This window comes from Catellatospora chokoriensis (assembly GCF_011297315.1).
Classification (GTDB): domain Bacteria; phylum Actinomycetota; class Actinomycetes; order Mycobacteriales; family Micromonosporaceae; genus Catellatospora; species Catellatospora citrea.
Map to the genome: position 1 here is coordinate 55,587 of NZ_JAAOTI010000014.1, position 23,272 is coordinate 78,858.

Below are 23,272 nucleotides of genomic sequence, written 5' to 3' on the forward strand. Positions count from 1 at the left end.
GTGAAACAAAGACCCCGGCGGGGATGTCCGGTACAGCTCAGCTAGGGTCGGAACCGTACGGCGACGCTGCCGGCAGCTCGGCCGCGACGCCGTCCGCCAGGTGTGTTGGCGGCGTGACCGGGCGAGTGACCTATCGGCCGCCGCACTGGGCGAACAGCCGCCAGTCGGCGCACATGGCGAGGAGATGGGACCTGTGACCATCCGGGTTGGCATCAACGGCTTCGGCCGGATCGGGCGTAACTTCTACCGGGCGCTGCTCGCGTCCGGCGCGGACATCGAGCTGGTGGCCGTGAACGACCTGACCGACAACGCGACGCTGGCGCACCTGCTCAAGTACGACTCGATCCTGGGCCGCCTGCCCTACGAGGTGAAGGCGACCGAGACCGAGCTGACGGTCAACGGCAAGTCGTTCAAGGCGTTCGCCGAGCGCGACCCGGGCAAGCTGCCCTGGGGCGACCTGGGTGCCGACGTCGTGATCGAGTCGACGGGCCTGTTCACGGACGCCGCCAAGGCGAAGGTGCACGCCGACAACGGCGCGAAGAAGGTCATCATCTCGGCTCCGGCCAAGGGTGAGGACATCACGATCGTGCTCGGCGTGAACGGCGACAAGTACGACGCCGCCAAGCACACGATCATCTCGAACGCCTCCTGCACCACGAACTGCCTCGCCCCCATGGCGAAGGTCCTGAACGACACGATCGGGATCGAAAAGGGTCTGATGACCACGATCCACGCGTACACCCAGGACCAGAACCTCCAGGACGGCCCGCACAAGGACCTGCGTCGCGCCCGCGCCGCGGCCCTGAACATCGTGCCGACCTCGACCGGCGCCGCCAAGGCGATCGGCCTGGTGCTCCCCGAGCTCAAGGGCAAGCTGGACGGCTTCGCGCTGCGCGTGCCGATCCCGACCGGCTCGGCCACCGACCTGACCTTCACCGCCGCTCGCGAGACGTCGGTCGAGGAGGTCAACGCCGCGATCAAGGCCGCCGCCGAGGGCCCGCTCAAGGGCATCCTGGTGTACACCGAGGACGAGATCGTCTCCTCGGACATCGTGACCGACCCGGCCTCCTGCATCTTCGACGCCGGCCTGACCAAGGTCATCGGCAACCAGGTGAAGGTCGTCGGCTGGTACGACAACGAGTGGGGCTACTCCAACCGGCTCGTGGACCTCACCAAGCTCGTGGGCGCTTCGCTGTAATGCGATCCCTCGACGAACTGCTCGCCGAGGGTGTCTCGGGTCGGCGCGTGCTCGTGCGCGCCGACCTGAACGTGCCCTTCCTGAAGGACAGCCCCGGACAGATCGCCGACGACGGCCGGATCCGGGCGGTGCTGCCGACCATCACGGCGCTGCGCGACGCGGGCGCCTCGGTGATCGTCATGTCGCACCTGGGCCGCCCCAAGGGCGAGCCCGACCCGAAGTACACGCTCGCGCCCGTCGCGACGCGCTTCGCCGAGCTGCTCGGCTCGCCGGTCACCTTCGCCGGTGACACCGTCGGCCCGTCGGCGCAGGAGGCCGTGGCGGCGCTGACCCCCGGCGGCGTGGTGCTGCTGGAGAACCTGCGCTTCAACGCGGGGGAGACCAGCAAGGACGACGCCGTGCGCGGCGCGTTCGCCGACCAGCTGGCGGCGTTCGGCGACGTGTACGTCGACGACGCCTTCGGCGCGGTGCACCGCAAGCACGCCAGCGTCTACGACGTCGCGTCCCGGCTCCCGCACTACGCGGGCGGCCTCGTGCTGCGCGAGGTCGAGGTGCTCAAGCGCCTCACCGAGGACCCGGCCACGCCGTACGTGGTGATCCTCGGCGGATCCAAGGTCTCCGACAAGCTCGCCGTGATCGAGGCGCTGCTGGGCAAGGCCGACAAGCTGCTCATCGGCGGCGGCATGTGCTTCACCTTCCTCAAGGCCCAGGGCCACGAGGTGGGCGCCTCGCTGCTGCAGGAGGAGATGCTCGACACCTGCCGCGACCTGCTGGCGCGGGCCGGCGACCGGATCGTGCTGCCGACCGACGTGGTGGTCGCCGACCGCTTCGCCGGCGACGCCGCGACCGACACCGTGGCCGCGACCGCGATCCCGGCCGGCTGGCTCGGCCTGGACATCGGCCCCGCGTCGGTGGCGCTGTTCACCGAGGCGCTGTCCGGCGCGAAGACGGTCTTCTGGAACGGCCCGATGGGCGTGTTCGAGCTGGCCCCGTTCGCGAACGGCACCCGCGGGGTGGCCGAGGCCATCACCAAGGTCGACGGCTTCACCGTGGTCGGCGGCGGCGACTCTGCCGCGGCCGTGCGCGCGCTCGGCCTGGACGAGGCCGCGTTCGGCCACATCTCCACGGGCGGCGGCGCGTCGCTGGAGTACCTGGAGGGCAAGTCCTTGCCCGGTCTCGAAGCGCTGGAGGCGTGATGGCAGAGGTCAAGCGCCGGCCCCTGATGGCCGGCAACTGGAAGATGAACCTCAACCACCTCGAGGCCATCGCGCTCGTGCAGAAACTGGCCTTCAGCCTGAACGAGAAGCAGCTCGAGGCCGTCGAGGTCGCGGTGCTGCCGCCGTTCACCGACATCCGCAGCGTGCAGACGCTGGTGGACGGCGACCGGCTGCTCATCGAGTACGGCGCGCAGGACATCTCGGCGCACACCTCCGGCGCGTACACCGGGGAGATCTCCGGCGCGATGCTGGCCAAGCTGGGCTGCTCGTTCGTGACGGTCGGCCACTCGGAGCGCCGGCAGTACCACGCCGAGTCCGACGCGCTGGTCAACGCGAAGGTGAAGGCGGCGCTGGCCAACGACATCACGCCGATCCTGTGCGTGGGCGAGGGCCTCGACATCCGCGAGAAGGGCGAGCACGTCGAGTACACGCTCGCCCAGCTCGACGGCGGCCTGGCCGGGCTCACCCCGGCCGAGGTGGAGAAGGTCGTGGTGGCGTACGAGCCGGTCTGGGCGATCGGCACCGGCAAGACCGCCACGCCCGAGGACGCCCAGGAGGTCATCGGGGCGATCCGCGCGCAGCTGGCCAAGACGCAGGGCGAGTCCACCGCGCAGGCGGTGCGGGTGCTCTACGGCGGCTCGGTGAAGGCGGGCAACGTGGCCGCCATCATGGCGCAGCCCGACATCGACGGCGCGCTGGTCGGTGGGGCGAGCCTCGATGCCGAAGAGTTCACCAGGCTCTGCCGCCTCGGCGTCTGAGCACGTGCGCCCGCCAGGCGGGCGCGGCATCCGAACAGGACCCCGGGCAGGCCGCCCGGGGTCCTGTCGCGTTGCGCCGGCGGACTGGCTCCGCGGGGCCGGGCCGGGCGCGCGGGCGCCCGGGAGCGACGCTTTCGGGTGCGCAGGGTGATCATGCGAACGCGCTGCGTCCGACCTGCTGATGCCGCATAACGAATCTCCCCGCCCCACTTCTGATCGCGCGGTCGGTCCGCCTAGAGTGTGGCGAGCTACCACCCCCGGATCACTCACCCCTGGATTCTTGGCGGACGCGCGAGGGCGCGGGACCGCCGGGAGGACGACCATGCCTGACCTCTCGATGTCGCCGGTCCACGCCTCTATGCGGGCGAGCCGTATGCGCCGCCGCCTCGTCGCGGCAGCCGCCGCGGTGACCCTGCTCGGCGTCGCCTCCGCCTGCGACTCGGCCGCCGACGCGAACGACACGATCACGCAAGGCGGCACCCTGCGTGTCGTGCTGCCGGCCCTGCCGGACCACCTGGACCCGCAGAAGATCGCGGCGGCGATGGATTCGAACATCAGCCGCCTGATCTCCCGCACGCTGACCACGTACAAGGCCGAGCCGGGCACGGCCAGCAGTGAGCTGGTGCCCGACCTCGCCACCGACCTGGGCCGGCCGAGTGAGAACAACACGGTCTGGGAGTTCAAGCTGCGCGAGGGGGTGAAGTGGGAGGACGGTTCCCCGGTGGTCTGCTCGCAGCTCAAGTACGGCGTGGAGCGCAACTTCGCCAAGGTGTTCGACTCCGGCCTGCCCTACGCCGAGCTGATGCTGGCCGACAACGCGACCCCCTACGAGGGCCCGTACAGCGGCAAGGAGCTGGACTCGGTCGTCTGCGAGGACACCCAGACCATCAAGTTCCGGCTCAAGCAGCCGGCGGGCGACTTCAACTACACGGTCGCGCTGTCGATCTTCGCGCCGACCAAGCAGGGCGCGGACGGGTCTGACAAGGACGCCTACGACATCCGTCCGCTGTCCAGCGGGCCGTACCGCGTCGAGCCCCGGCCGAAGGACGCGACCAGCTTCACGCTGGTGCGCAACGAGCACTGGTCGTCGTCGCTGGACTCGGTCCGCAAGGCGCACCCCGACAAGATCGTGTTCGTGGTCGACGCCAACGACCCGGCCGTGACCAACGCGCTGATCCAGGACCAGGGCGCGGACCGCAACACGATCGTGCTGCAGACCAACGTGGCGCCGAACTTCCTGCAGCAGGTCATCAACGACCCGAAGCTGTCGCAGCGGGTGGCTCAGGGCCCGTCCGGCTCGGTCCGGTACTTCGCGATCAACACGGAGATGGTCAAGAGCCTCGACTGCCGCAAGGCGCTGTCGTTCGCGTTCAACAAGCGCAAGTACCGCCAGGCGATGGGCGGCTCGGTGATCGGCGACCTGGCGACGTCGATGATCCCGCCGAACCTCGCGGCACACGCCAAGTTCGACATCTACCGCACGCTCAGCGACAGCGACGGCGACGAGGACGAGGCCCTCAAGCTGCTCGACAAGGCGAAGAACGAGGGCAAGCCCTGCCCGGACAAGCTCAAGGTGGCGCTGCCGGACAACGACACCATCGCCCGGTACGTCAAGACGATGGTCGACGCCTACATCCGCATCGGCATCAAGGTCGAGCTGAACCGCCTGCCGGCCAAGCCGTACTGGGGCCTGATCGCCGACGTCGGGCACGGCAACCACCTGGTCTACGCCGGCTGGATCCCGGACTGGGCGAACGGCTCCGCGGTCATCCCGCCGCTGTTCGACGGCGCCCTGGTCAAGCCGACCGGTGAGCAGAGCGGCTCGAACTACTCGTTCCTCAACGACCCGGAGATCAACAAGGCGATCGCCGACGCGATGGCCGAGGACGACCTCAACCGGCAGTACAAGCTGTGGGGCGAGATCGACAACCGGCTGTCGGACATGGCGGTGACCATCCCGGTCCTCTACCCGAAGTCGATCCGGATGTACGGTTCCAACGTCGCCGGGGCGTACATCCACTCGCAGTTCGGCGCACCGGACCTGGCGTCGCTGGGCCTGAAGGACCCCTCGATCCCGGTGGATGTGACCTCCTCCGGGTCCTAGACGGCACGCTGTTCCGCTATTGTTGACCGACGCCCCGCGGCCGCGCGAGCGGCAACCGAGCCTAAGGACACCTGTTCCATGCCGATCCAGTTCGCCTACACGTTGATCGTGTTGCTGATCATCACCAGCGCCCTGCTGACGATGCTGGTCCTGCTGCACCGGGGCAAGGGCGGCGGCCTGTCCAGCATGTTCGGCGGCGGTGTGTCGTCGAGCCTGGCCGGGTCGTCGGTGGCGGAGAAGAACCTCGACCGCTACACCGTCCTGGTGGGTATCGTCTGGTTTGCCTGCATTGTCGGCCTCGGCCTCTGGCTCAAGCTGGAGATGGCCGCCGGCACCGTCGGCTGACAGCGAGCACGCGAAAGGGCGGCTGACCATCGGTCAGCCGCCCTTTCGGCTTGTTCGGGAGCTAGCGCGACGAACTCTGCGGCGCCTGGGCCGCCGCGGCCCGATCGAGCAGCCAGACGGTACGCGAGACGCCGTGCACCGCCGCCGCGGGCAGCTCCGCCGACCCCGACAGGGCCGCCCCGACCGCCTCTGCCTTGTCCGGCCCGGCGGCGATCAGCCACACCTCCGCCGCCGTGTTGATCGCGGGAAGGGTGAGCGTGGTGCGCACCGGCGGCGGCTTCGGGCTGTTCCGCACCGCGCTGACCGGCCGGGTCTCGGCCGCCACCGGATGCCCAGGGAACACCGACGCCACGTGGCCGTCCTCGCCGACACCGAGCAGCAGCACGTCGAAGCGCGGCAGCCCGGTCGAGTCCGGCGCGGTGCGCGCCAGCTCCCCGGCGTAGCGGGCGGCCGCCAGTTCGGGATCAGAGCCGTCGGGACCGTCGGAGGGTGGCATCGGGTGCACTCGGGCCGGGTCGAGCGGCAGCGCGTCCAACAGGGCCGCGCGCGCCTGGGTCTCGTTGCGGTCCGGGTCACCGGCCGGCAGGAAGCGCTCGTCGCCCCACCACAGGTCCACCCGTGACCAGTCGACGGCGTCCCGGGCCGGATCGGCCAGCACCGCCCGGTACACGGCGGCCGCGACCCGGCCCCCGGTCAGCACGACGTCAGCCGAACCCCGCGCGGCCTGGGCGTCCGCCAGCCGTGCCAGCAACCGCGCCGCCGCCGCCCCGGCAAGCTCCTGCGCATCGGCATGCACGAGCACCGACCGCTCGCTCATGCCTTCTCCTCGCTGCGCTCGTCGGCGGCATGAGAGACCTGTGACACGATTCGCTCGCTGCGCTCGCTCATGCCTTCTCCTCGCTGCGCTCGTCGGCGGCATGAGAGACCTGTGACACGATTCGCTCGCTGCGCTCGCTCATGCGGCCACCGGCTCCCAGGCCGGGTCCTGCCAGATGTGGGTACGGGTCGACGCGCGGTCGCCGAGGTTCGCGACGCCCGTGGCGGCCGCGAGCGCCGCCGCGTACGGCTGATCGGCGTCGAGCCGCTGCAGCTCCTCCGCCAGCACCTCGCCGAGCCGCCGCTCCACCAGCGGCAGCACCTGGTCCAGCGAGCCGCTCTTGCGCAGCAGGGCCATCCCGTCGCCGGTGGCGTGCAGGCTCAGCGAGCCGCCGTCGGCCAGCGCGAAGTCGACCCCGTGCAGCGGTCCGGCGACCTCGGCCAGCTGCACCGGGACGCCCATCCGCGCCATGATCCAGCCGCGCAACAGCGCGCCCAGCGGGTCGCCCGCGGCGGCGTGCACCGTCGCGGACAGCGCGCCCGCCGTCGCGGTGTCGAAGGCGCCCGCGATGAGCGCCCGCCAGCCGGTCAGCCGGGTCCAGGACAGGTCGGTGTCGCCGGGGGCGTAGTCCACCGCCCGCTGGTGCAGCGCCGCGGCGGGGTCGGGGCACTGGGCGATGTCGGTGACCCGGCGCTCGGCGACGACGCCCAGCGGGTCGTACGCGATGTGCTCGGGCGGGCAGCCGTGCCACCAGGTGACCACCGGGACGTCCGGGGCCAGCAGCGGCATGACCACCGACTCGCTGTGCAGGGCCAGCCGGCCGTGCATGCGCATGATGACGGCCTCGCAGGGGCCGAGCCGGCCGCCGACGACGATCTCGGCGTCGAGCCGGTTCTTGGCGTTGGCGGTCGCCGCGTCGACACCCGCCACCGGGCCGCGGCTGACCACGAGCAGGCGGCACGGGTGCGACGCGGCGGCGATGGTGGCTGCGTCCTCGACCTGGCGCACCCGGCCCTCGTCCACGATGACGACCAGGTTGAGGGCGAGGCCGCTGGCGACGCCGCCCGCGTTGCGCCGCTCCGAGGCGAGCTTGCGCACCACCTCGCTACCGGTGGTGTCCCACAGGGCTAGCATTCCGTCCCACTTCCACGCTTGATCAACAAGTCGCTCATGCCCGCCGCCAGGTGCGGCCCTCGCGGGCCAGCATCTCGTCGGCCTCGCGCGGACCCCACTCGCCGGCCCGGTAGGTCGCGGGCTTGGTGCCCGCCCAGGCGTCCTCCAGCGGGTCGATGATGCGCCAGCCCTCCTCGACCTCCGCCGCGTCCGGGAACAGCGTCCGGTCGCCCAGCAGCACGTCGAGGATGAGCCGCTCGTACGCCTCGGGGCTGGACTCGGTGAACGCCTCGCCGTAGGCGAAGTCCATGGTGATGTCGCGCAGCTCCATCTGGGTGCCGGGCACCTTGGAGCCGAACTTCAGCATCACGCCCTCGTCCGGCTGGACCCGGATGACCAGCTGGTTGTTGCCCAGCAGCTCCACGTCCTCGGGGTAGAACGGCAGGTGCGGGGCCTTCTTGAAGAGGACGGCGAGCTCGGTGACCCGGCGCGGCAGGCGCTTGCCCGCCCGGATGTAGAACGGCACCCCCGCCCACCGCCGGTTCTTGATGGTCAGCCGCACCGCCGCGTACGTCTCGGTGTTCGAGTCCGGCGGGACGTCCGACTCCTCCAGGTAGCCCGGCACGCGCGCGCCGCCGACCCAGCCGGTCAGGTACTGCCCGCGCACGGTCTCGGCGGCCACGTCCTTGGGCGGCACGACGGCGCGCAGCACCTTCAGCTTCTCCGCGCGGATCTCGGAGGCGTCGAACGTGGTCGGCTCCTCCATGGCGACCAGCGCCAGCAGCTGCATCAGGTGGTTCTGCATGACGTCGCGGGCGGCGCCGGTGGCGTCGTAGAAGCCGGCCCGGGTGCCGATGCCGACGTCCTCGGCCATGGTGATCTGCACCGAGTCGACGTACTTGGAGTTCCACATGGGCTCGAACAGCGAGTTCGCGAAGCGCAGCGCCAGGATGTTCTGGACCGTCTCCTTGCCCAGGTAGTGGTCGATGCGGAAGACGTCCTCCGCGCTGACCACGTCGTCGACCAGGTCGTTGAGCGCCTTGGCCGACTCCAGGTCCTCGCCGAAGGGCTTCTCCACCACGACCCGGCGCCAGCCGCCGGACTTGGCGTTGTCGGCCATGCCGGTGCGCTCCAGCTGCTTGAGCACGGTCGGGAAGGCGGCCGGTGGGATGGACAGGTAGAACGCCGCGTTGCCCATGATGCCGTGCGAGTCGCGCAGCTCGTTCAGGCAGTCGTGCAGCCGGTCGAAGGCCGCGTCGTCGTCGAACGCGCCGCCCACGAAGCGGAAGTTGCCCGCCAGCCGGGCCCAGACCTCCTCGCGCCACGGGGTGCGCGCGTGCTCCATGGCCGCGGTGCGGGCCACGTTCTCGAAGTCGCCGTCGCCCCAGTCCCGCCGGGCGAACCCGGCGATCACGAAGCCGGGCGGCAGCAGGCCCCGGTTGGCCAGGTCGTACACGGCGGGGATGAGCTTCTTACGGGCGAGGTCACCGGTGACCCCGAAGATGACTAGAGCGCATGGCTCCGGGATCCGCGGCAGTCGGCGGTCCTGGGGGTCCCGCAGCGGATTGACCCGCTCCGGGTCGGACGACACGGTCACGTGACGTCACCTCTCCTTGTACGGCTGGAGGCGGCCCGCCGCGTCCAGCAGCTGGGCGATGCCCTTGGCCCGGTCGGTCAGGTGCAGGTGCAGCAGCGGGCGGTCGCGGCCGGCCAGCGCCTGCCGGTCGCCCGCGGCCTGTGCCGCCTGCAGCTGACCGAAGGTGTACGGCTTGCCCGGCACGGCCAAGTCCTCGGCGACGTCGCCGGTGATCTGCAGGAAGGCCCCGTGCTGCGGGCCGCCCTTGTGGTACTGGCCGGTCGAGTGCAGGAAACGCGGGCCCCAGCCGAACGTCACCGGACGGCCGGACGCGGCGGCCAGCTGCTCGCGCAGCTTCGCGGCGTCGGCGTCGGCGAACCGGTCCAGGTAGGCCAGCACGGCGAGGTAGCCGTGCCCGCCCGCGGCACCCAGCAGGGCGCGCAGCGCGTCCTCCAGGGAGTTCGCGTCGCCGTACCCGATGATGGCGCCCTCGGTGAACGACGGCGTCGCCGCCGGCAGGCCCGCTTCCAGGATCTTGTTGGTGTTCTGCTTGGACTCGGTGACGTTGGGCTGGTCGAACGGGTCGATGCCGAGCACCCGCCCGGCCACCGCGGTCGCCGCCTCCCAGCACAGGAACTGCGCGCCCAGCGCGCCGTTGACCGAGACGTGCGGCACCACGCCGCTGCCCGGCACCGCGCCGACGCCCAGCGCGCCGCCGATGGTGGCGGTGAGCACGTCGGGGCCGGTGGCGCCGGCGCTGATCGGGGTCTCCACCACGACCGGCAGGATGCCCTTGCCGTCCTTGCCGGTGGACTCGGCGATCAGCTGCTCGGCCCAGTCGCCCAGGCCGGTGATGCCGCTGCCGTCGTCGACCAGCGCGAGCTTGTCGCGGCCGTGCCGGGCCGCCGCGCCCAGCACCGCGCCGAGCAGGAACGCCGGGTTGTCGACGTCGCCGGTCAGCGTGGTGGCGAACTCCTCCGCCTGGTCCAGCAGCTCTGCCACGTCCACCCCGGCCAGCGCGGTCGGGACCAGCCCGAACGCGGTCAGCGCGGAGTAGCGGCCGCCCACGTCCGCATCCGCCAGCAGCACGAAAGCGCCCATCTCGCGGGCGGTCGACTCCAGCGGCGAGCCGGGATCGGTGACGACGACGAAGTGCCGCCCGGCCTCGGCCGGGCTGAGTCCCGCGTCGAGGAACGCCTGCAGGTAGGCCCGGCGCTGGCTGTCGGTCTCCACGGTGCCGCCGGACTTGCTCGACACCACCACCACGGTGCGGTCGAGCCGGTCGCCCAGCGCGGCGGCGACCTGGCCAGGGTCGGTGGTGTCCAGCACGGTGAGCCGCTTGCCCAGGGTGAGGGAGATCACCTCGGGGGCCAGCGAGGAGCCGCCCATGCCGGCCAGCACCACGTGGTCCAGGTCGCCCAGCTCTTCGCGCAGCTCGGCGAGCTGCGGCAGCAGCGCCCGGCTGCGCTCGAACGTGTCCACCCAGCCCAGCCGGACGGCCGCCTCGGCTGCGGCGGCCGGACCCCACAGCGTGGGGTCCTTGGCCGCCAGCTTCGCGGGCACGCCGTCGGCCAGCAGCTGGGCCAGCACGGGCTCAGCCGCGGCGGCGACCTCGCGGGAAACCCGCACGGTCAGCCCGCCGCCGAAGACGACCTCCTGGAAGTCATCGCTCATGCTTGCGCCAATTTCGCCTGCACGCCCTCGAGCAGCTCGGTCCAGCTGGCGTCGAACTTGGCGACGCCGTCGCGCTCCAGGAAGTCCACCACGTCGTCGTAGTCGACACCGACCTCGCGCAGCGCGTCGAGGGCCATCTCGGCCGACTGCAGGTTGCCGGTGATCGTGTCGCCGGGCACCTTGCCGTGGTCGGCGAAGGCCTGCATGGTCTTCTCCGGCATGGTGTTGACCGTGTTCGGCGCGATCAGCTGCTCGATGTAGAGCGTGTCCGGGTAGGCGGCGTTCTTGGTGCCGGTGGAGGCCCACAGCGGCCGCTGCGGCTTGGCGCCGGCGGCCTTGAGGGCGGCCCAGCGCTGGCCGTTGACGACCTCCAGGTGCGCGCCGTACGCCAGCCGCGCGTTGGCGACCGCAGCCTGCCCGCGCAGGGCGAGCGCGTCCGGGGTGCCGATCTTCTCCAGCCGCTTGTCGATCTCGGTGTCGAAGCGCGACACGAAGAAGGACGCCACGGACTCGATCTTCGAGATGTCGTGCCCGTTGGCCTGCGCCTGCTCCAGGCCGGCCAGCCAGGCGTCCATCACCGCGCGGTAGCGCTCCAGCGAGAAGATCAGCGTCACGTTGACGCTGATGCCCTCGGCCAGCGCCGCGGTGATCGCGGGCAGGCCGGCCAGGGTCGCCGGGATCTTGATGAACAGGTTGGGCCGGTCGACGAGCCACCACAGCTGCTTGGCCTCGGCGATGGTCGGCTCGGTCTGGTTCGCCAGCCGCGGGTCGACCTCGATGGACACCCGGCCGTCGACGCCGTCGGAGGCGTCGAACGCCGGGCGCATCACGTCACAGGCCCAGCGGATGTCGTACGTGGTGAGCATGCGCACGGCCTCGTCGACCGAGACGCCGCGCACCTTCAGGTCGTGCAGCTGCGCGTCGTAGTCGTCGCTGCCGCCCAGCGCGCCCGCGAAGATGGTCGGGTTGCTGGTCACGCCGACGACGTGGAACTCGTCCCGCAGCTTCTCCAGCGCGGTGTGCGAGCCGCCCTCGGTGAGCCGCTCACGCGAGATGTCGTCGAGCCACACCGCCACGCCCGCGGCGGAGAGTTCGCCCAGTGGATCAGTCATAGTCACTCGCCTACCTTGGAGAGGGAGCGGCGGGCCGCCTCCGCGACCGCCTCCGGGGTGAAACCGAACTTCTCGAACAGGGTCGCGGCCGGGGCCGACGCGCCGTAGTGCTCCAGGCTCACCGACTCGCCCGCGTCGCCGACCAGGTCACGCCAGGACATGGCGATACCGGCCTCGACACTGACCCGGGCCTTCACGTTCGCGGGGAGCACGGACTCCCGGTACCCCGCATCCTGGGCGCGGAACCATTCCTGGCAGGGCATCGACACGACCCGGGTGGGCACGTCCTCGTCCTCCAGCAGCTCCTGGGCCTTCAGGCAGATCGAGACCTCGGAGCCGGTGCCGATGAGGATCACCTGCGGGGCGCCGGTGGAGGCCTCCTCCAGGATGTAGCCGCCGCGCTCGAAGCCGGTGATCTTCGCCGGGTCGAGGGTGGGCACGTTCTGGCGGGTCAGCGCCAGCGCCGTGGGCCGGTCGGTGTGCTTGAGCGCCATGCGCCAGGCGTGCGCGGTCTCGTTGGCGTCGGCCGGGCGCACCACGTCCAGGCCGGGGATCGCGCGCAGCGCGGTGAGCTGCTCCACCGGCTGGTGGGTCGGGCCGTCCTCGCCCAGGCCGATCGAGTCGTGCGTCCAGACGTAGGTCACCGGCAGCTTCATGAGCGCGGCCAGGCGCACCGGCGGGCGCATGTAGTCGGAGAAGACCAGGAACGTGCCGCCGTAGACGCGGGTGCCGCCGTGCAGCGCGATGCCGTTCATGATCGAGCCCATGCCGTGCTCGCGGATGCCGAAGTGCAGCGTGCGGCCGTACTCGTCGCCGGGGAACTCCTTGGTGGCGAACTCGGCCGGGACGAACGACGGCTCGCCCTTCATGGTGGTGTTGTTGCTCTCGGCCAGGTCGGCCGAGCCGCCCCACAGCTCCGGCAGCACCGGCGCCAGCGCGTTGAGCACCTGGCCGGACGCGGCGCGGGTGGCCAGGCCCTTCGGGTCGTGCGGGAAGGACGGCAGCGCCTGCTCCCAGCCGTCGGGCAGGGTGCGGGTGCTCATCCGGTCGAACAGCGCCAGCCGCTCCGGGTTGGTCTTCGCCCAGTCGTGGAACGCCTCCTCCCACTGCTCGTGCAGCAGGCGGCCGCGCTCGGCCACGGCACGGGTGTGCGCGATGACCTCGTCCTCGACCGGGAACGCCACGGCGGGGTCGAAGCCGAGCAGCTCCTTGACCGCGGCGGCCTCGTTGGGGCCGACCGCCGAGCCGTGGATCTTGCCGGTGTTCTGCTTGGTCGGCGCGGGCCAGCCGATGATGGTGCGCAGCGCGATGAAGCTGGGCCGGTCGGTGACCGCCTTGGCGCGCTGGATCGCCGCCCACAGCGCCGGGATGTCCTCGTGGTAACCGGTGTTGCCGCCGGTCCAGTCGACCTTCTCCACGTGCCAGCCGTACGCCTCGTAGCGCTTGCAGACGTCCTCGGACTTCGCGATGAGGGTGTTGTCCTCGATCGAGATCTCGTTGTCGTCGTAGAAGACGATGAGGTTGTCCAGCTTCTGGTGGCCCGCGATCGAGGAGACCTCGTGGGTCACGCCCTCCTCGATGTCGCCGTCCGAGCAGATCACGTAGATGTGGTGGTCGAACGGGCTGGTGCCCGGTGCGGCGTCCGGGTCGAACAGGCCGCGCTCGCGGCGCGCCGCCATGGCCATGCCGACGGCGTTGCCCAGGCCCTGGCCCAGCGGGCCGGTGGTGGTCTCCACGCCGCGGGTGTGGCCGTGCTCCGGGTGGCCGGGGGTCAGCGAGCCCCACTGGCGCAGCGCCTGCAGGTCCGACAGCTCCAGGCCGTAGCCGGCGAGGAAGAGCTGGACGTACTGGGTGAGGGAGGAGTGGCCGGCGGAGAGCACGAAGCGGTCGCGGCCGGTCCAGTCCGGGTCGTTGGGGTCGAGGCGCATGGCCCGCTGGAACAGCAGGTAAGCCAGCGGCGCGAGGCTCATCGCGGTGCCCGGATGGCCGTTGCCGGCCTTCTCGACGGCGTCCATGGCCAGGACGCGGGCGGTGTCCACCGCGCGGCGGTCGATGTCAGACCAGATCAACTGCTCGGTCACAGCTGTGCTACTCCTAGCGACTCGTTTCCGTCGCGCCAGGCCGTGGAAAAGTTCGCCACGCCCAGGGGCTCCGGCAGGTATGAAGCATCGTCGTCCGGGCGGCCACGGTGTCGCCTGGCGTCGGTGTTGACCCTACTCATACCGCGCACAGCGCATGTGTGAACCCGTCCATTCCGGGTGTGGCGTAGCGCTCGCAGGCGTTGACCAGCGTTGCCGTACCCTGTTGCGGGTGAGCACGCTCGCCGCAGAGTCGCCTGAGGCGGCCACCGTAGACCTCCCGTCCCCCCGCACCGCCGTGATCCCGGTCCAGCCGGGCGCCGTGGCCCGTGCTGCCCAGCTGCAGCAGCGCAAGGCCAGATGGGCGATGGTGGGGGCATACGTGTCGCTCACCAAGCCGCGCATCGTCGAACTGCTGCTCATCACGACGATCCCGGCGATGATGCTGGCCGCCGAGGGCCTGCCCTCGATCTGGCTGATGCTGGTGGTGCTGGTCGGCGGCTCGTTCGCGGCCGGCGCGGCCAACGCGATCAACTGCTACATCGACCGCGACATCGACCCGCTGATGGGCCGCACCTCGCGCCGCCCGCTGGTGACCCACAAGATCTCGCCGAAGGCCGCGCTCGTGTTCGGCCTCACCCTCGCGGTCGCCTCGACACTGCTGATGGCGGCGTTCACCAACTGGCTGGCCACCGCGCTGACCGTGGCGGCGATCGTCTACTACGACGTGATCTACACCGCCTGGCTCAAGCGCACCACGCCGCACAACACCTTCTGGGGCGGCGTGTGCGGGGCGATGCCGGTGCTGATCGGCTGGGCCGCGGTGACGAACTCGCTGGCCCCGGCGGCCTGGCTGCTGTTCGGCGTCGTCTTCTTCTGGCAGATGCCGCACTTCTACGCGCTGGCCATCCGCTTCAAGGACGACTACGCCAAGGCCGGCATCCCGATGCTGACGGTGGTGGCGACCCCGCGTCGCGTCGCGATCGAATCCGTGGTCTACTCCTGGCTCACGGTGGCCGTGTCGCTGGCGGTGTGGCCGCTGGGCATGTCGTCGGTGTACGGCCTGCCCGCGCTCATCTGCGGCGGTTTCTTCATCCTGGAGGCCCACGGCCTGTACAGCCGCACCGTCAAGGGTGAGGACGTCAAGCCGATGCGGCTGTTCCACTGGTCCACGGCGTACCTCACGATCGTGTTCGTGGCCGCCGCGGTCGACGTGTTCATCTGAGCGGTTCTTACCTGTTTCGGCCGGACACGCCCTTTTTCGGCACGGAGTGTCGGCCAGCTGACTGAAAACTGTCCGTTCTGTGACGCATTGACGATGCTATTTCCGGGCGAACCCGGACAGCTGATCTCTGTACACCGGGTTGCGATCGCGTAACGGGAATCACAAAAGCCCATCACCATCCCTCCAAGGGACACCCGTTCTGCTTATCGTGCTTGGCATGGCAGAAGGTTCAGATACGACGACGACCATCGTCCACCCCGCCGCCAACCTTGTGGCGGGCCTGCGCGCTTTCGCGAGCGAGCACGGGGGAGCGAAGGGCGTCGTCGAGTACGTCGGACGGCGCGGTGCGCGCATCGTGCTGGTGGGCAATGACGGGGCATGGGGCGACCAGATGGCTCCCAGCACCGACGCGGCCCGAGCCGCCTGCGAGAAGGCCGGCATCACCGTGGAGAACGAGTGGGAGCGCGAGCTGATCGAGCTCATGCGCCCTACGAACGACCTCTGGCGTTCCATGTCCAAGCGAGTCCTGGCACGCTGAGGTTCTTTCAGATCCCGCGTTATATTCGGATCTTGTGAGCACATCCCTTGACCACGCGACCCGGGCCCAGGCCCGGGTCGCCCTGGTTTCTGAAGCAGGTTCCACCCCCTCCGGTGCCCGTCCTCGCGTCGCGATCGTGACCTGCGCCGAGATCCCGCTGCTGGAGGACGACGACCGGCTGGTGCTGCCCGCGCTGGCGGCGCTGGGCGTCGACGCCGAGCCCGTGGTGTGGGACGACCCCGACGCCGACTGGTCCTCCTACGACCTGGTCGTGCTGCGCTCCCCGTGGGACTACGCCCAGCGCCACGACGAGTTCCTGGCCTGGGCGGCAGGTGTGCCCCGGCTGGTCAACCCGGCCGAGACGGTGGCCTGGAACACCGACAAGCGCTACCTCGCCGAGCTGGCCGCGGCCGGGCTGCCGGTCACCCCGACCACGTTCCTGGCCCCCGGCGACCCGTGGACGCCCCCGGCGGGCGACGTCGAGTACGTCATCAAGCCCGCGGTGAGCGCCGGCAGCCGCGACACCGGCCGCTACGGCCCCGCCGACAAGGTGCAGGCCGTTGCCCACGTACGCCGTCTCCAGGCGGCCGGGCGGATCACCATGGTGCAGCCCTACCTGCCCGCGGTGGACTCCTACGGCGAGACCGCCCTGCTCTACTTCGCGGACCCGGCGACGGGCCGGCTGGCCTACAGCCACGCCATCCGCAAGGGCCCGATGCTGACCGGCCCCGACGAGGGCATGGACACGCTCTACAAGCTCGAGGAGATCACGCCCCGGACGCCCACCGCCGCCGAGCGCGCCGTGGGCGACGCCGTGGTGGCCACCCTGCCCGCCGGCCTGGTCTACGCCCGCGTCGACCTGATCCCCGACGAGCGGGGCAACCCGCTCCTGGTCGAACTGGAACTCACCGAGCCCTCGGTCTTCATGCTCCACGACGCCGCCGCCCCCACCCGCCTCGCCACCGCCATCACCTGGGCCCTCTAACCCCACCCCACCCCGCCAAGATCGCGACGATCTTGCGCGAACTGTTGGCGCTTCGCCCGGAATGCCCGTGTCGCACCCACAGTTCACGCAAGATCGACGCGATCTTGGGGAGCGGGGTGGGGTGGGGTGGGGTGGGGTTAGTGGGGGGTGCGGGAGAGGAAGTCGCGGAGGCCGGCGCCGGGGGGGTCGTCGGGGTGGGCGGCGAGGCCGCGTTCGGCCCAGGAGCGGGCGGCGCCGGGATCGCCGATGTCGGCCAGGGCGCGGGCCAGGCGGCCGTACTGGGCGGCGTGCTTGAGGTCGCCGCCGATGACCTCGATCAGGGTGGTGGTGTCCCGCTCCCAGCGAGCCAGGCGTTCGACGGCGTCGCGGGCGCTGAGGTCGCCGGGGTCGGCGGCCCAGCGGCGGCGCACCGCGGCCCGGTAGTGGTCGAGGCCGCCGGGGCCGAGCGCGGGACCGTAGGCCCAGATGTCGACCGGGCACCAGCGACCGGTGTCGAACTGCACGGTGACCAGCCAGTCGGCCAGGTCCACGGGCTCGGGCAGGGCCTGGCGGCAGGCCTCGGCGTGGGTGGCCAGCAGGCGGCTGAGCAGGTTGTCCAGGGCGCCGGAGGCGTCGTCGGCGTGGTCGAGGGTGCTCAGCAGCAGTTCGACGGCGTGCGCGAGGGGTTCGCGGGCGACCCCGGCCCGGCCGGTGCGCACCAGCGTGGCCAGTTCCTCGGCGACCCGCGCGGCGCTCTCGGCGTGCCGGACGCTGGCCCAGTAGTCGAGGTCACCGGTGGTGGTGAAGGTCCGGGTCACCACGCCGGGGAGGGAGTCCTCGGGGTGGGCCTGCGGCGCGCGGCGCAGAGAGGTGGGCACCCCGTCATCATCGCTCTGCCGGGCGCTCCGTGAGGCCCTTGCGCGACCGGTTGACGACCGGATCGGAATCTGGCGGTTACCGGACGGTGACCAATGTCCGGTTCGTTTCGTCGCTGGTCAGGATGGACGCGCTCCCATCAGCCCCGGGCGCGTCGAACCCCGTCGACCAGACCACAGCCAGCGTCGCGACCCACACCGCGCATGCTCCGGCCATGTGTGCGCCGACGAGCGCCGCGGGCAGGTGGGTGAAGTACTGCACGAAGCCGATCGCACCCTGGGCCAGCAGCACGGCGAGCAGGATCGTCGCGGCGCGGGCCATCGGGGCGGCGGTGACGGCGCGGGCGGCGAACCAGCACGCCACGGCCAGGCCCAGCAGGAGGAAGACGGCGTCCACATGCAGCTGGGAGATCATCTCGGGGTTCAGGCCGGTGCGGTGCGCCTTCTCGTCGCCGGCGTGCGGGCCGCTGCCGGTGACCACGACACCGATCACCACGACGGCCGCCGAGGCCGCCGTCAGCGCCCAGGTGAGCGGGCGGAGCCGGACCGCGCCGGGCTCGGCGGCGGGGCGGGGCGCCGTGCGCTGCCAGAGCAGGTACGAGCCGCCGATCATCGCCGCGGACAGCAGGAAGTGCAGGCCGACCACGTACGGGTTGAGGTCGGTGAGCACCGTGATGCCGCCCACCACGCCCTGCCCGGGGATGCCCAGGGCGAGGATCACCGCGGGGCGGCGCAGCCGGGCGTGCCGCCACACGGCGACCACGAGCGCGATGGCGATGGCCGACAGCACGAAGGTGAGCAGCCGGTTGCCGAACTCGATGGCCCCGTTGATCCCCATCGCCTTGGTGGCGGTGTACGAGTCCTCGGTGCACTTGGGCCAGGTGGGGCAGCCCAGGCCGGAGCCGGTGAGCCGGACCGCGCCACCGGTGATCACGATGCCGATGTTGCCCGCGAGCCCGGCCAGGGCCAGCCTCCGGCGGGTCACCGCATCCGCGTCGAGCAGTTGCCGGGTGCCCGGCACCCGCTCCAGGACGCGGGTGACCCGGGGCACGAACCCGGCTGCTTCGACGGTCTCGACATCACGCACGAACCGATGGTAGGCGCGCGTTCCGGGCGTGCCGAGTTAGGGCAGGCTGGGTGTCACGGGTCACGCCGGGGGTGGTTTGCGCACGTCGAACTAAATAAGTAACACTGGTGTAGTGAAAAAGGGCGGGGTGATCACCGAGGCATCCGATCGCCGCGTGGGCCATCCTGCCACGCGCGGTCGGGTGATCGAGCTGCTCGCCCAGGGCCCCGCGACCGCGGCGGCGCTGGGGGAGGAGCTCGGTCTCAGCCCTGCCGGTGTGCGCCGCCACCTCGACGCGATGTACGCCGAGGGCCTGGTCAGCGCTCGCGAGCAGGTGATCCGCGGCCCGCGCGGCCGGGGACGCCCCGCCAAGGTCTTCTCGCTCACCGACGCCGCCCGCGACGGGCTCGGCCGGCACGCCTACGACGGGCTCGCCGCGGCCGCGCTGCGCTGGATCGCCGAGCGTGGCGGCGAGCGCGAGGTGGCCGCCTTCGCGGCGGCGCAGATCTCGGTGCTGGAGCAGCGCTGCGAGGCCGCCGTACGCGACTCGGGTGACGATCCTCTCGCCCGCGCGGAGGCGCTCGCGGAGGCGCTGACCGCGCAGGGATACGCTGCGAGCGCGTCCACGATCGCCACCGGCGGGCAGCTGTGCCAGCACCACTGCCCGGTCGCGCACGTCGCCGCCGAGTTCCCGCAGCTGTGCGAGGCCGAGACCGAGGTGATCGGTCGTCTGGTCGGCACGCACGTGCAGCGACTCGCGACGATCGCGCACGGCGACGGGGTGTGCACCACCCACATCCCGGGCTTCGCCCGGGATCAGATACCTGGTCCGACGAAAGTGTTCCGTCCCGGAGCGCCGCCTGGTGGCGCGCCGGCTCCGGCGGGACGAACCGAGCTTGTTCAGATCCACGATGGCGTCACGATGAGGACGGACTCATGACCGAGCAGATCACCACGACCGAGGACCAGCTCGCTGGCCTGGGCAAGTACGAGTACGGCTGGGCCGACCCGGACCTGGCCGGCGTAAACGCGCGGCGTGGTCTCAACGAGGCCGTGGTCCGTGACATCTCGGAGAAGAAGAGCGAAGCCGACTGGATGCTCGACCTGCGGCTGAAGGGCCTGCGGCTGTTCGGCCGCAAGCCCATGCCGAACTGGGGCGCGGACCTGTCGGGCATCGACTTCGACAACATCAAGTACTTCGTGCGCTCGACCGAGAAGCAGGCGGCGAGCTGGGAAGACCTGCCCGAGGACATCAAGAACACGTACGACAAGCTGGGCATCCCCGAGGCGGAGAAGCAGCGCCTGGTGGCCGGTGTCGCCGCGCAGTACGAGTCCGAGGTCGTCTACCACGCGATCCGTGAGGACCTGGAGCAGCAGGGCGTGCTGTTCCTGGACACCGACACGGCGCTGAAGGAGCACCCGGAGCTGTTCAAGGAGTACTTCGGCACCGTCATCCCGGTGGGCGACAACAAGTTCGCCGCGCTGAACACGGCGGTGTGGTCGGGCGGCTCGTTCATCTACGTGCCGCCGGGCGTCAACGTGGAGATCCCGCTGCAGGCCTACTTCCGGATCAACACCGAGAACATGGGCCAGTTCGAGCGGACCCTGATCATCGTCGACGAGGGCGCGTACGTGCACTACGTCGAGGGCTGCACCGCGCCGATCTACTCGTCGGACTCGCTGCACAGCGCTGTCGTCGAGATCATCGTGAAGAAGAACGCGCGCTGCCGGTACACCACGATCCAGAACTGGTCGAACAACGTCTACAACCTGGTCACCAAGCGCGCCGTGTGCCACGAGGGCGCGACCATGGAGTGGGTCGACGGCAACATCGGTTCCAAGGTCACCATGAAGTACCCGGCCGTGTTCATGGTCGGCGAGCACGCCAAGGGCGAGGTGCTCTCGGTGGCGATGGCCGGTGAGGGCCAGCACCAGGACGCCGGCGCCAAGATGGTGCACGCGGCTCCGCACACCTCGTCGACGATCATCAGCAAGTCGATCGCCCGGGGCGGCGGCCGCACCTCGTACCGCGGCCTGGTCCAGGTGATGGAGGGCTCGCACCACAGCAAGAGCACGGTCAAGTGCGACGCGCTGCTGGTGGACACGATCTCCCGCTCGGACACCTACCCCTACGTCGACATCCGCGAGGACGACGTGGCGATGGGCCACGAGGCGACCGTCTCCAAGGTGAGCGACGACCAGCTGTTCTACCTGATGAGCCGGGGCCTGTCCGAGGACGAGGCCATGGCGATGATCGTGCGCGGCTTCATCGAGCCCATCGCCAAGGAGCTCCCGATGGAGTACGCCCTGGAACTGAACCGACTGATCGAACTGCAGATGGAAGGCGCCGTCGGCTGATGAGCACCGAAGGTATCGCACCGCCCAAGACGAAGTCGCAGGCGTTGCGCTCGTTCCACGTCGCCGACTTCCCGGCGCTCACCGGTCGCGAGGAGGAGTGGCGCTTCACGCCGCTCAAGCGGCTGCGGGGCCTGGCGGCCGGCGACCTCGCGGCCTCGGCCGCGCCCAAGCACGAGTACGGCACGCTGCCCGAGGGTGTCACCGTCGCCACGGTGTCGACCTCGGACGCCCGGATCGGCGGGGTGCTGACCCCGTTCGACCGGATCAGCGCCTGGGCCTTCGAGAACGCGGCCGACGCGCTGCTGGTCGAGGTCGCCAAGGAGACCGTGCTGGCCGAGCCGTTCACGCTGCGGCTGGCCGGGCATGGCGCCGAGGGCGCCGCGGCGGCGCACACCTACCTGTCGGTGGGGGCGTACGCCGAGGCGACCGTCGTGCTGGAGCAGACCGGCAGCGTCACGCTGGCCGACAACGTCGAGATCGCGGTCGCCGACGGCGCGAAGCTGACCCTGGTCACGGTCGCCGACTGGGCCGCCGACGCGGTGCAGGCGCAGCACATCAAGGTCAAGCTGGGCCGCGACGCGAAGATCCTGCACGTGCAGGTGTCGCTCGGCGGTGACCTGGTGCGCCAGTTCACCAGCGTCGACTACGCCGGCCGCGGCGGCGAGGCCGAGCTGTACGGGCTCTACTTCGCCGACGGCGCGCAGCACATCGAGCACCGCCTGCTGGTGGACCACTCGGTGCCGGACTGCCGCTCGTACGTGGGCTACCGCGGCGCGCTGCAGGGCGAGGGCGCGCACACGGTCTGGGTCGGCGACGTGCTGATCCAGGACCAGGCCACCGGCACCAGCACCTACGAGGTCAACCGCAACCTGCTGCTGTCCGACGGGGCGCGGGCCGACTCGGTGCCGAACCTGGAGATCGAGACCGGCGAGATCGTCGGCGCGGGCCACGCCTCGGCGACCGGCCGCTTCGACGACGAGCAGCTGTTCTACCTGATGGCCCGGGGCATCCCGGAGGCCGAGGCCCGCAAGCTCGTGGTCCGTGGTTTCTTCGCCGAGCTGCTGGGCAAGATCCCGGCCGAGGACCTGCGCGAGCGCCTCGGGGCGGCGATCGAGGAGCGGCTGGAGAAGGCGGGCTCGTGAGCGACTTCATGAGGGCTTGTGCCGCCGACGAGGTCGCCAAGGGTGCGGCGCTCGCGGTGGACCTCGCCGGCACGCCGGTGGTGGTGGTGCACGCGGAGGACGACGGCTTCTACGCCGCGTACGACGAGTGCTCGCACGCCGCCGTGGCGCTGTCCGAGGGCGAGGTCGACGGCTGCACGCTGGAATGCTGGCTGCACGGCTCGCGTTTCGATCTTCGTACCGGTGAGCCGACCGGCCTGCCCGCCACCGAACCCGTACCCGTCTTTCCCGTCGAAGTCCGTGACGGTGATGTCTACGTCAGCATGACGCCAAGCAATGGAGTGACCCGATGAGCAAGTTGGAGATCCGCGACCTTCAGGTGTCGGTGAAGCTGCCCGAGGGCGAGCTCAAGCCGATCCTGCACGGGGTCACGCTGACCGTGGAGTCGGGCCAGACGCACGCCATCATGGGCCCGAACGGGTCCGGCAAGTCGACCCTGGCCTACTCGATCGCGGGCCACCCGAAGTACGAGATCACCGGTGGCACGGTGACCCTGGACGGCCAGGACGTGCTGGCGATGACCGTGGACGAGCGCGCCCGCGCGGGCCTGTTCCTGGCCATGCAGTACCCGGTCGAGGTCCCCGGCGTGTCGGTGGCCAACTTCCTTCGCACCGCCAAGACCGCGATCGACGGCGAGGCGCCCAAGCTGCGCACCTGGGCCGGCGAGCTGAAGGGCTCGATGGAGAAGATGGGCATGGACCCCGCCTTCGCCCAGCGCAACGTGAACGAGGGCTTCTCCGGCGGTGAGAAGAAGCGGCACGAGATCGTGCAGCTGGAGCTGCTCAAGCCGAAGATCGCGATCCTCGACGAGACCGACTCCGGCCTGGACGTCGACGCGCTGCGTGTCGTCTCCGAGGGCGTGAACCGGGTCAAGGAGAACAGCGACACCGGCGTGCTGCTGATCACCCACTACACCCGGATCCTGCGCTACATCAAGCCCGACTTCGTGCACGTGTTCGTGGCCGGCCGGATCGTCGAAGAGGGCGGCCCGGAGCTGGCGGACAAGCTGGAGGCCGAGGGTTACGAGCGTTACGTGGCGGGCGCCGGCGCGGCCGCCGTGGGCGCCTGAGGGA

Annotated in this window: 21 protein-coding genes; 13 read left to right on the plus strand and 8 right to left on the minus strand. The window is 70.8% G+C overall.

The genetic code is table 11. The features are described 5' to 3' along the window. The first annotated feature begins 193 nt into the window (after positions 1–193). From gap to secG, 5 genes are all read left to right on the plus strand, one after another. Positions 194–1,198 (plus strand): type I glyceraldehyde-3-phosphate dehydrogenase, encoded by a 1,005-nt coding sequence (gap, locus tag HAV39_RS21515; protein WP_120315988.1) that lies wholly within the window; start codon positions 194–196, stop codon positions 1,196–1,198. Then, the gene (locus tag HAV39_RS21520) at positions 1,198–2,394 is read left to right on the plus strand and encodes a phosphoglycerate kinase (RefSeq protein ID WP_191840977.1); all 1,197 of its coding nucleotides are present in this window, start codon (positions 1,198–1,200) and stop codon (positions 2,392–2,394) included. The genes gap and HAV39_RS21520 overlap by 1 nt, the downstream gene beginning before the upstream one ends. After that, on the plus strand, positions 2,394–3,173 hold the full coding sequence (gene tpiA / locus HAV39_RS21525; RefSeq protein ID WP_120315986.1) for a triose-phosphate isomerase: 780 nt from the start codon (positions 2,394–2,396) through the stop codon (positions 3,171–3,173). Before HAV39_RS21520 ends, tpiA begins: the two co-directional genes overlap by 1 nt. 322 nt (positions 3,174–3,495) lie before the next feature. Next, positions 3,496–5,277 carry an ABC transporter substrate-binding protein gene (locus HAV39_RS21530; protein ID WP_191840978.1) on the plus strand — a complete coding sequence of 594 codons (1,782 nt, stop codon included), beginning with the start codon at positions 3,496–3,498 and terminating at the stop codon, positions 5,275–5,277. Positions 5,278–5,355: 78 nt separating this feature from the next. Next, on the plus strand, positions 5,356–5,622 hold the full coding sequence (gene secG, locus HAV39_RS21535; RefSeq protein ID WP_120315984.1) for a preprotein translocase subunit SecG: 267 nt from the start codon (positions 5,356–5,358) through the stop codon (positions 5,620–5,622). A gap of 61 nt (positions 5,623–5,683) precedes the next feature. On the opposite strand, the gene pgl is transcribed toward secG, so the two are convergent. The 6 genes from pgl to tkt form a co-directional block, all read right to left on the minus strand. Beyond that, on the minus strand, positions 5,684–6,439 hold the full coding sequence (pgl, locus tag HAV39_RS21540) for a 6-phosphogluconolactonase (RefSeq protein ID WP_191840979.1): 756 nt from the start codon (positions 6,437–6,439) through the stop codon (positions 5,684–5,686). A 138-nt stretch (positions 6,440–6,577) separates the two neighbouring features. After that, a complete protein-coding gene (locus tag HAV39_RS21545) occupies positions 6,578–7,573 on the minus strand; it encodes a glucose-6-phosphate dehydrogenase assembly protein OpcA (RefSeq protein WP_191840980.1) in 996 nt (331 codons plus the stop codon). Positions 7,574–7,607: 34 nt separating this feature from the next. Further along, positions 7,608–9,143: a glucose-6-phosphate dehydrogenase gene (gene zwf / locus HAV39_RS21550; protein ID WP_191841127.1), complete on the minus strand. Its 1,536-nt coding sequence runs from the start codon at positions 9,141–9,143 to the stop codon at positions 7,608–7,610. Positions 9,144–9,155: 12 nt separating this feature from the next. Then, positions 9,156–10,802, minus strand: a complete 1,647-nt coding sequence (locus HAV39_RS21555; RefSeq protein WP_191840981.1) for a glucose-6-phosphate isomerase — start codon at positions 10,800–10,802, stop codon at positions 9,156–9,158. Further along, a complete protein-coding gene (tal, locus tag HAV39_RS21560) occupies positions 10,799–11,914 on the minus strand; it encodes a transaldolase (RefSeq protein ID WP_191840982.1) in 1,116 nt (371 codons plus the stop codon). Before tal ends, HAV39_RS21555 begins: the two co-directional genes overlap by 4 nt. A 2-nt stretch (positions 11,915–11,916) precedes the next feature. Further along, positions 11,917–13,995: a transketolase gene (tkt, locus tag HAV39_RS21565; RefSeq protein WP_191840983.1), complete on the minus strand. Its 2,079-nt coding sequence runs from the start codon at positions 13,993–13,995 to the stop codon at positions 11,917–11,919. 319 nt (positions 13,996–14,314) lie between these two features. Here tkt and HAV39_RS21570 point away from each other — a divergent pair, with 319 nt between their 5' ends. The 3 genes from HAV39_RS21570 to HAV39_RS21580 all read left to right on the plus strand — a co-directional run bounded on the left by HAV39_RS21570 (position 14,315) and on the right by HAV39_RS21580 (position 16,740). Beyond that, the gene (locus HAV39_RS21570; RefSeq protein ID WP_275413899.1) at positions 14,315–15,217 is read left to right on the plus strand and encodes a heme o synthase; all 903 of its coding nucleotides are present in this window, start codon (positions 14,315–14,317) and stop codon (positions 15,215–15,217) included. A 217-nt stretch (positions 15,218–15,434) separates the two neighbouring features. Continuing rightward, positions 15,435–15,755 carry a hypothetical protein gene (locus tag HAV39_RS21575; protein WP_191840984.1) on the plus strand — a complete coding sequence of 107 codons (321 nt, stop codon included), beginning with the start codon at positions 15,435–15,437 and terminating at the stop codon, positions 15,753–15,755. 82 nt (positions 15,756–15,837) lie between these two features. Next, the gene (locus tag HAV39_RS21580; protein WP_191841129.1) at positions 15,838–16,740 is read left to right on the plus strand and encodes an ATP-grasp domain-containing protein; all 903 of its coding nucleotides are present in this window, start codon (positions 15,838–15,840) and stop codon (positions 16,738–16,740) included. 137 nt (positions 16,741–16,877) lie between these two features. Here the strand turns inward: HAV39_RS21580 and HAV39_RS21585 are convergent, their stop codons facing one another. After that, a complete protein-coding gene (locus tag HAV39_RS21585; RefSeq protein WP_191840985.1) occupies positions 16,878–17,597 on the minus strand; it encodes a hypothetical protein in 720 nt (239 codons plus the stop codon). Positions 17,598–17,673: 76 nt separating this feature from the next. Then, positions 17,674–18,615: a COX15/CtaA family protein gene (locus HAV39_RS21590; protein WP_373311586.1), complete on the minus strand. Its 942-nt coding sequence runs from the start codon at positions 18,613–18,615 to the stop codon at positions 17,674–17,676. Between the two features lie 178 nt (positions 18,616–18,793). Between HAV39_RS21590 and HAV39_RS21595 the strand changes: the two genes are divergently transcribed. From HAV39_RS21595 to sufC, 5 genes are read left to right on the plus strand one after another with little or no spacing between them, the layout of a single operon-like run. Next, positions 18,794–19,600 carry a helix-turn-helix transcriptional regulator gene (locus HAV39_RS21595; protein WP_373311561.1) on the plus strand — a complete coding sequence of 269 codons (807 nt, stop codon included), beginning with the start codon at positions 18,794–18,796 and terminating at the stop codon, positions 19,598–19,600. Continuing rightward, complete coding sequence (sufB, locus tag HAV39_RS21600; RefSeq protein ID WP_191840987.1) at positions 19,597–21,018, plus strand: Fe-S cluster assembly protein SufB; 1,422 nt, start codon at positions 19,597–19,599, stop codon at positions 21,016–21,018. Before HAV39_RS21595 ends, sufB begins: the two co-directional genes overlap by 4 nt. After that, positions 21,018–22,160 carry a Fe-S cluster assembly protein SufD gene (gene sufD / locus HAV39_RS21605; RefSeq protein ID WP_191840988.1) on the plus strand — a complete coding sequence of 381 codons (1,143 nt, stop codon included), beginning with the start codon at positions 21,018–21,020 and terminating at the stop codon, positions 22,158–22,160. The genes sufB and sufD overlap by 1 nt, the downstream gene beginning before the upstream one ends. 8 nt (positions 22,161–22,168) lie before the next feature. Then, complete coding sequence (locus HAV39_RS21610; protein ID WP_191841131.1) at positions 22,169–22,492, plus strand: non-heme iron oxygenase ferredoxin subunit; 324 nt, start codon at positions 22,169–22,171, stop codon at positions 22,490–22,492. Next, positions 22,489–23,268, plus strand: a complete 780-nt coding sequence (gene sufC / locus HAV39_RS21615; RefSeq protein WP_120315973.1) for a Fe-S cluster assembly ATPase SufC — start codon at positions 22,489–22,491, stop codon at positions 23,266–23,268. Before HAV39_RS21610 ends, sufC begins: the two co-directional genes overlap by 4 nt. Positions 23,269–23,272: the final 4 nt, after the last annotated feature.

Excerpts from the sequence above, each read along its gene's own strand:
- HAV39_RS21520 (WP_191840977.1), top strand. The coding sequence starts at position 1,198 with ATGCGATCCCTCGACGAACTGCTCGCCGAGGGTGTCTCGGGTCGGCGC.
- tpiA (WP_120315986.1), top strand. The coding sequence starts at position 2,394 with ATGGCAGAGGTCAAGCGCCGGCCCCTGATGGCCGGCAACTGGAAGATG.
- HAV39_RS21530 (WP_191840978.1), top strand. The coding sequence starts at position 3,496 with ATGCCTGACCTCTCGATGTCGCCGGTCCACGCCTCTATGCGGGCGAGC.
- secG (WP_120315984.1), top strand. The coding sequence starts at position 5,356 with ATGCCGATCCAGTTCGCCTACACGTTGATCGTGTTGCTGATCATCACC.
- pgl (WP_191840979.1), bottom strand. The coding sequence starts at position 6,439 with ATGAGCGAGCGGTCGGTGCTCGTGCATGCCGATGCGCAGGAGCTTGCC.
- HAV39_RS21545 (WP_191840980.1), bottom strand. The coding sequence starts at position 7,573 with ATGCTAGCCCTGTGGGACACCACCGGTAGCGAGGTGGTGCGCAAGCTC.
- HAV39_RS21555 (WP_191840981.1), bottom strand. The coding sequence starts at position 10,802 with ATGAGCGATGACTTCCAGGAGGTCGTCTTCGGCGGCGGGCTGACCGTG.
- tal (WP_191840982.1), bottom strand. The coding sequence starts at position 11,914 with ATGACTGATCCACTGGGCGAACTCTCCGCCGCGGGCGTGGCGGTGTGG.
- HAV39_RS21575 (WP_191840984.1), top strand. The coding sequence starts at position 15,435 with ATGGCAGAAGGTTCAGATACGACGACGACCATCGTCCACCCCGCCGCC.
- sufB (WP_191840987.1), top strand. The coding sequence starts at position 19,597 with ATGACCGAGCAGATCACCACGACCGAGGACCAGCTCGCTGGCCTGGGC.
- sufD (WP_191840988.1), top strand. The coding sequence starts at position 21,018 with ATGAGCACCGAAGGTATCGCACCGCCCAAGACGAAGTCGCAGGCGTTG.
- HAV39_RS21610 (WP_191841131.1), top strand. The coding sequence starts at position 22,169 with ATGAGGGCTTGTGCCGCCGACGAGGTCGCCAAGGGTGCGGCGCTCGCG.
- sufC (WP_120315973.1), top strand. The coding sequence starts at position 22,489 with ATGAGCAAGTTGGAGATCCGCGACCTTCAGGTGTCGGTGAAGCTGCCC.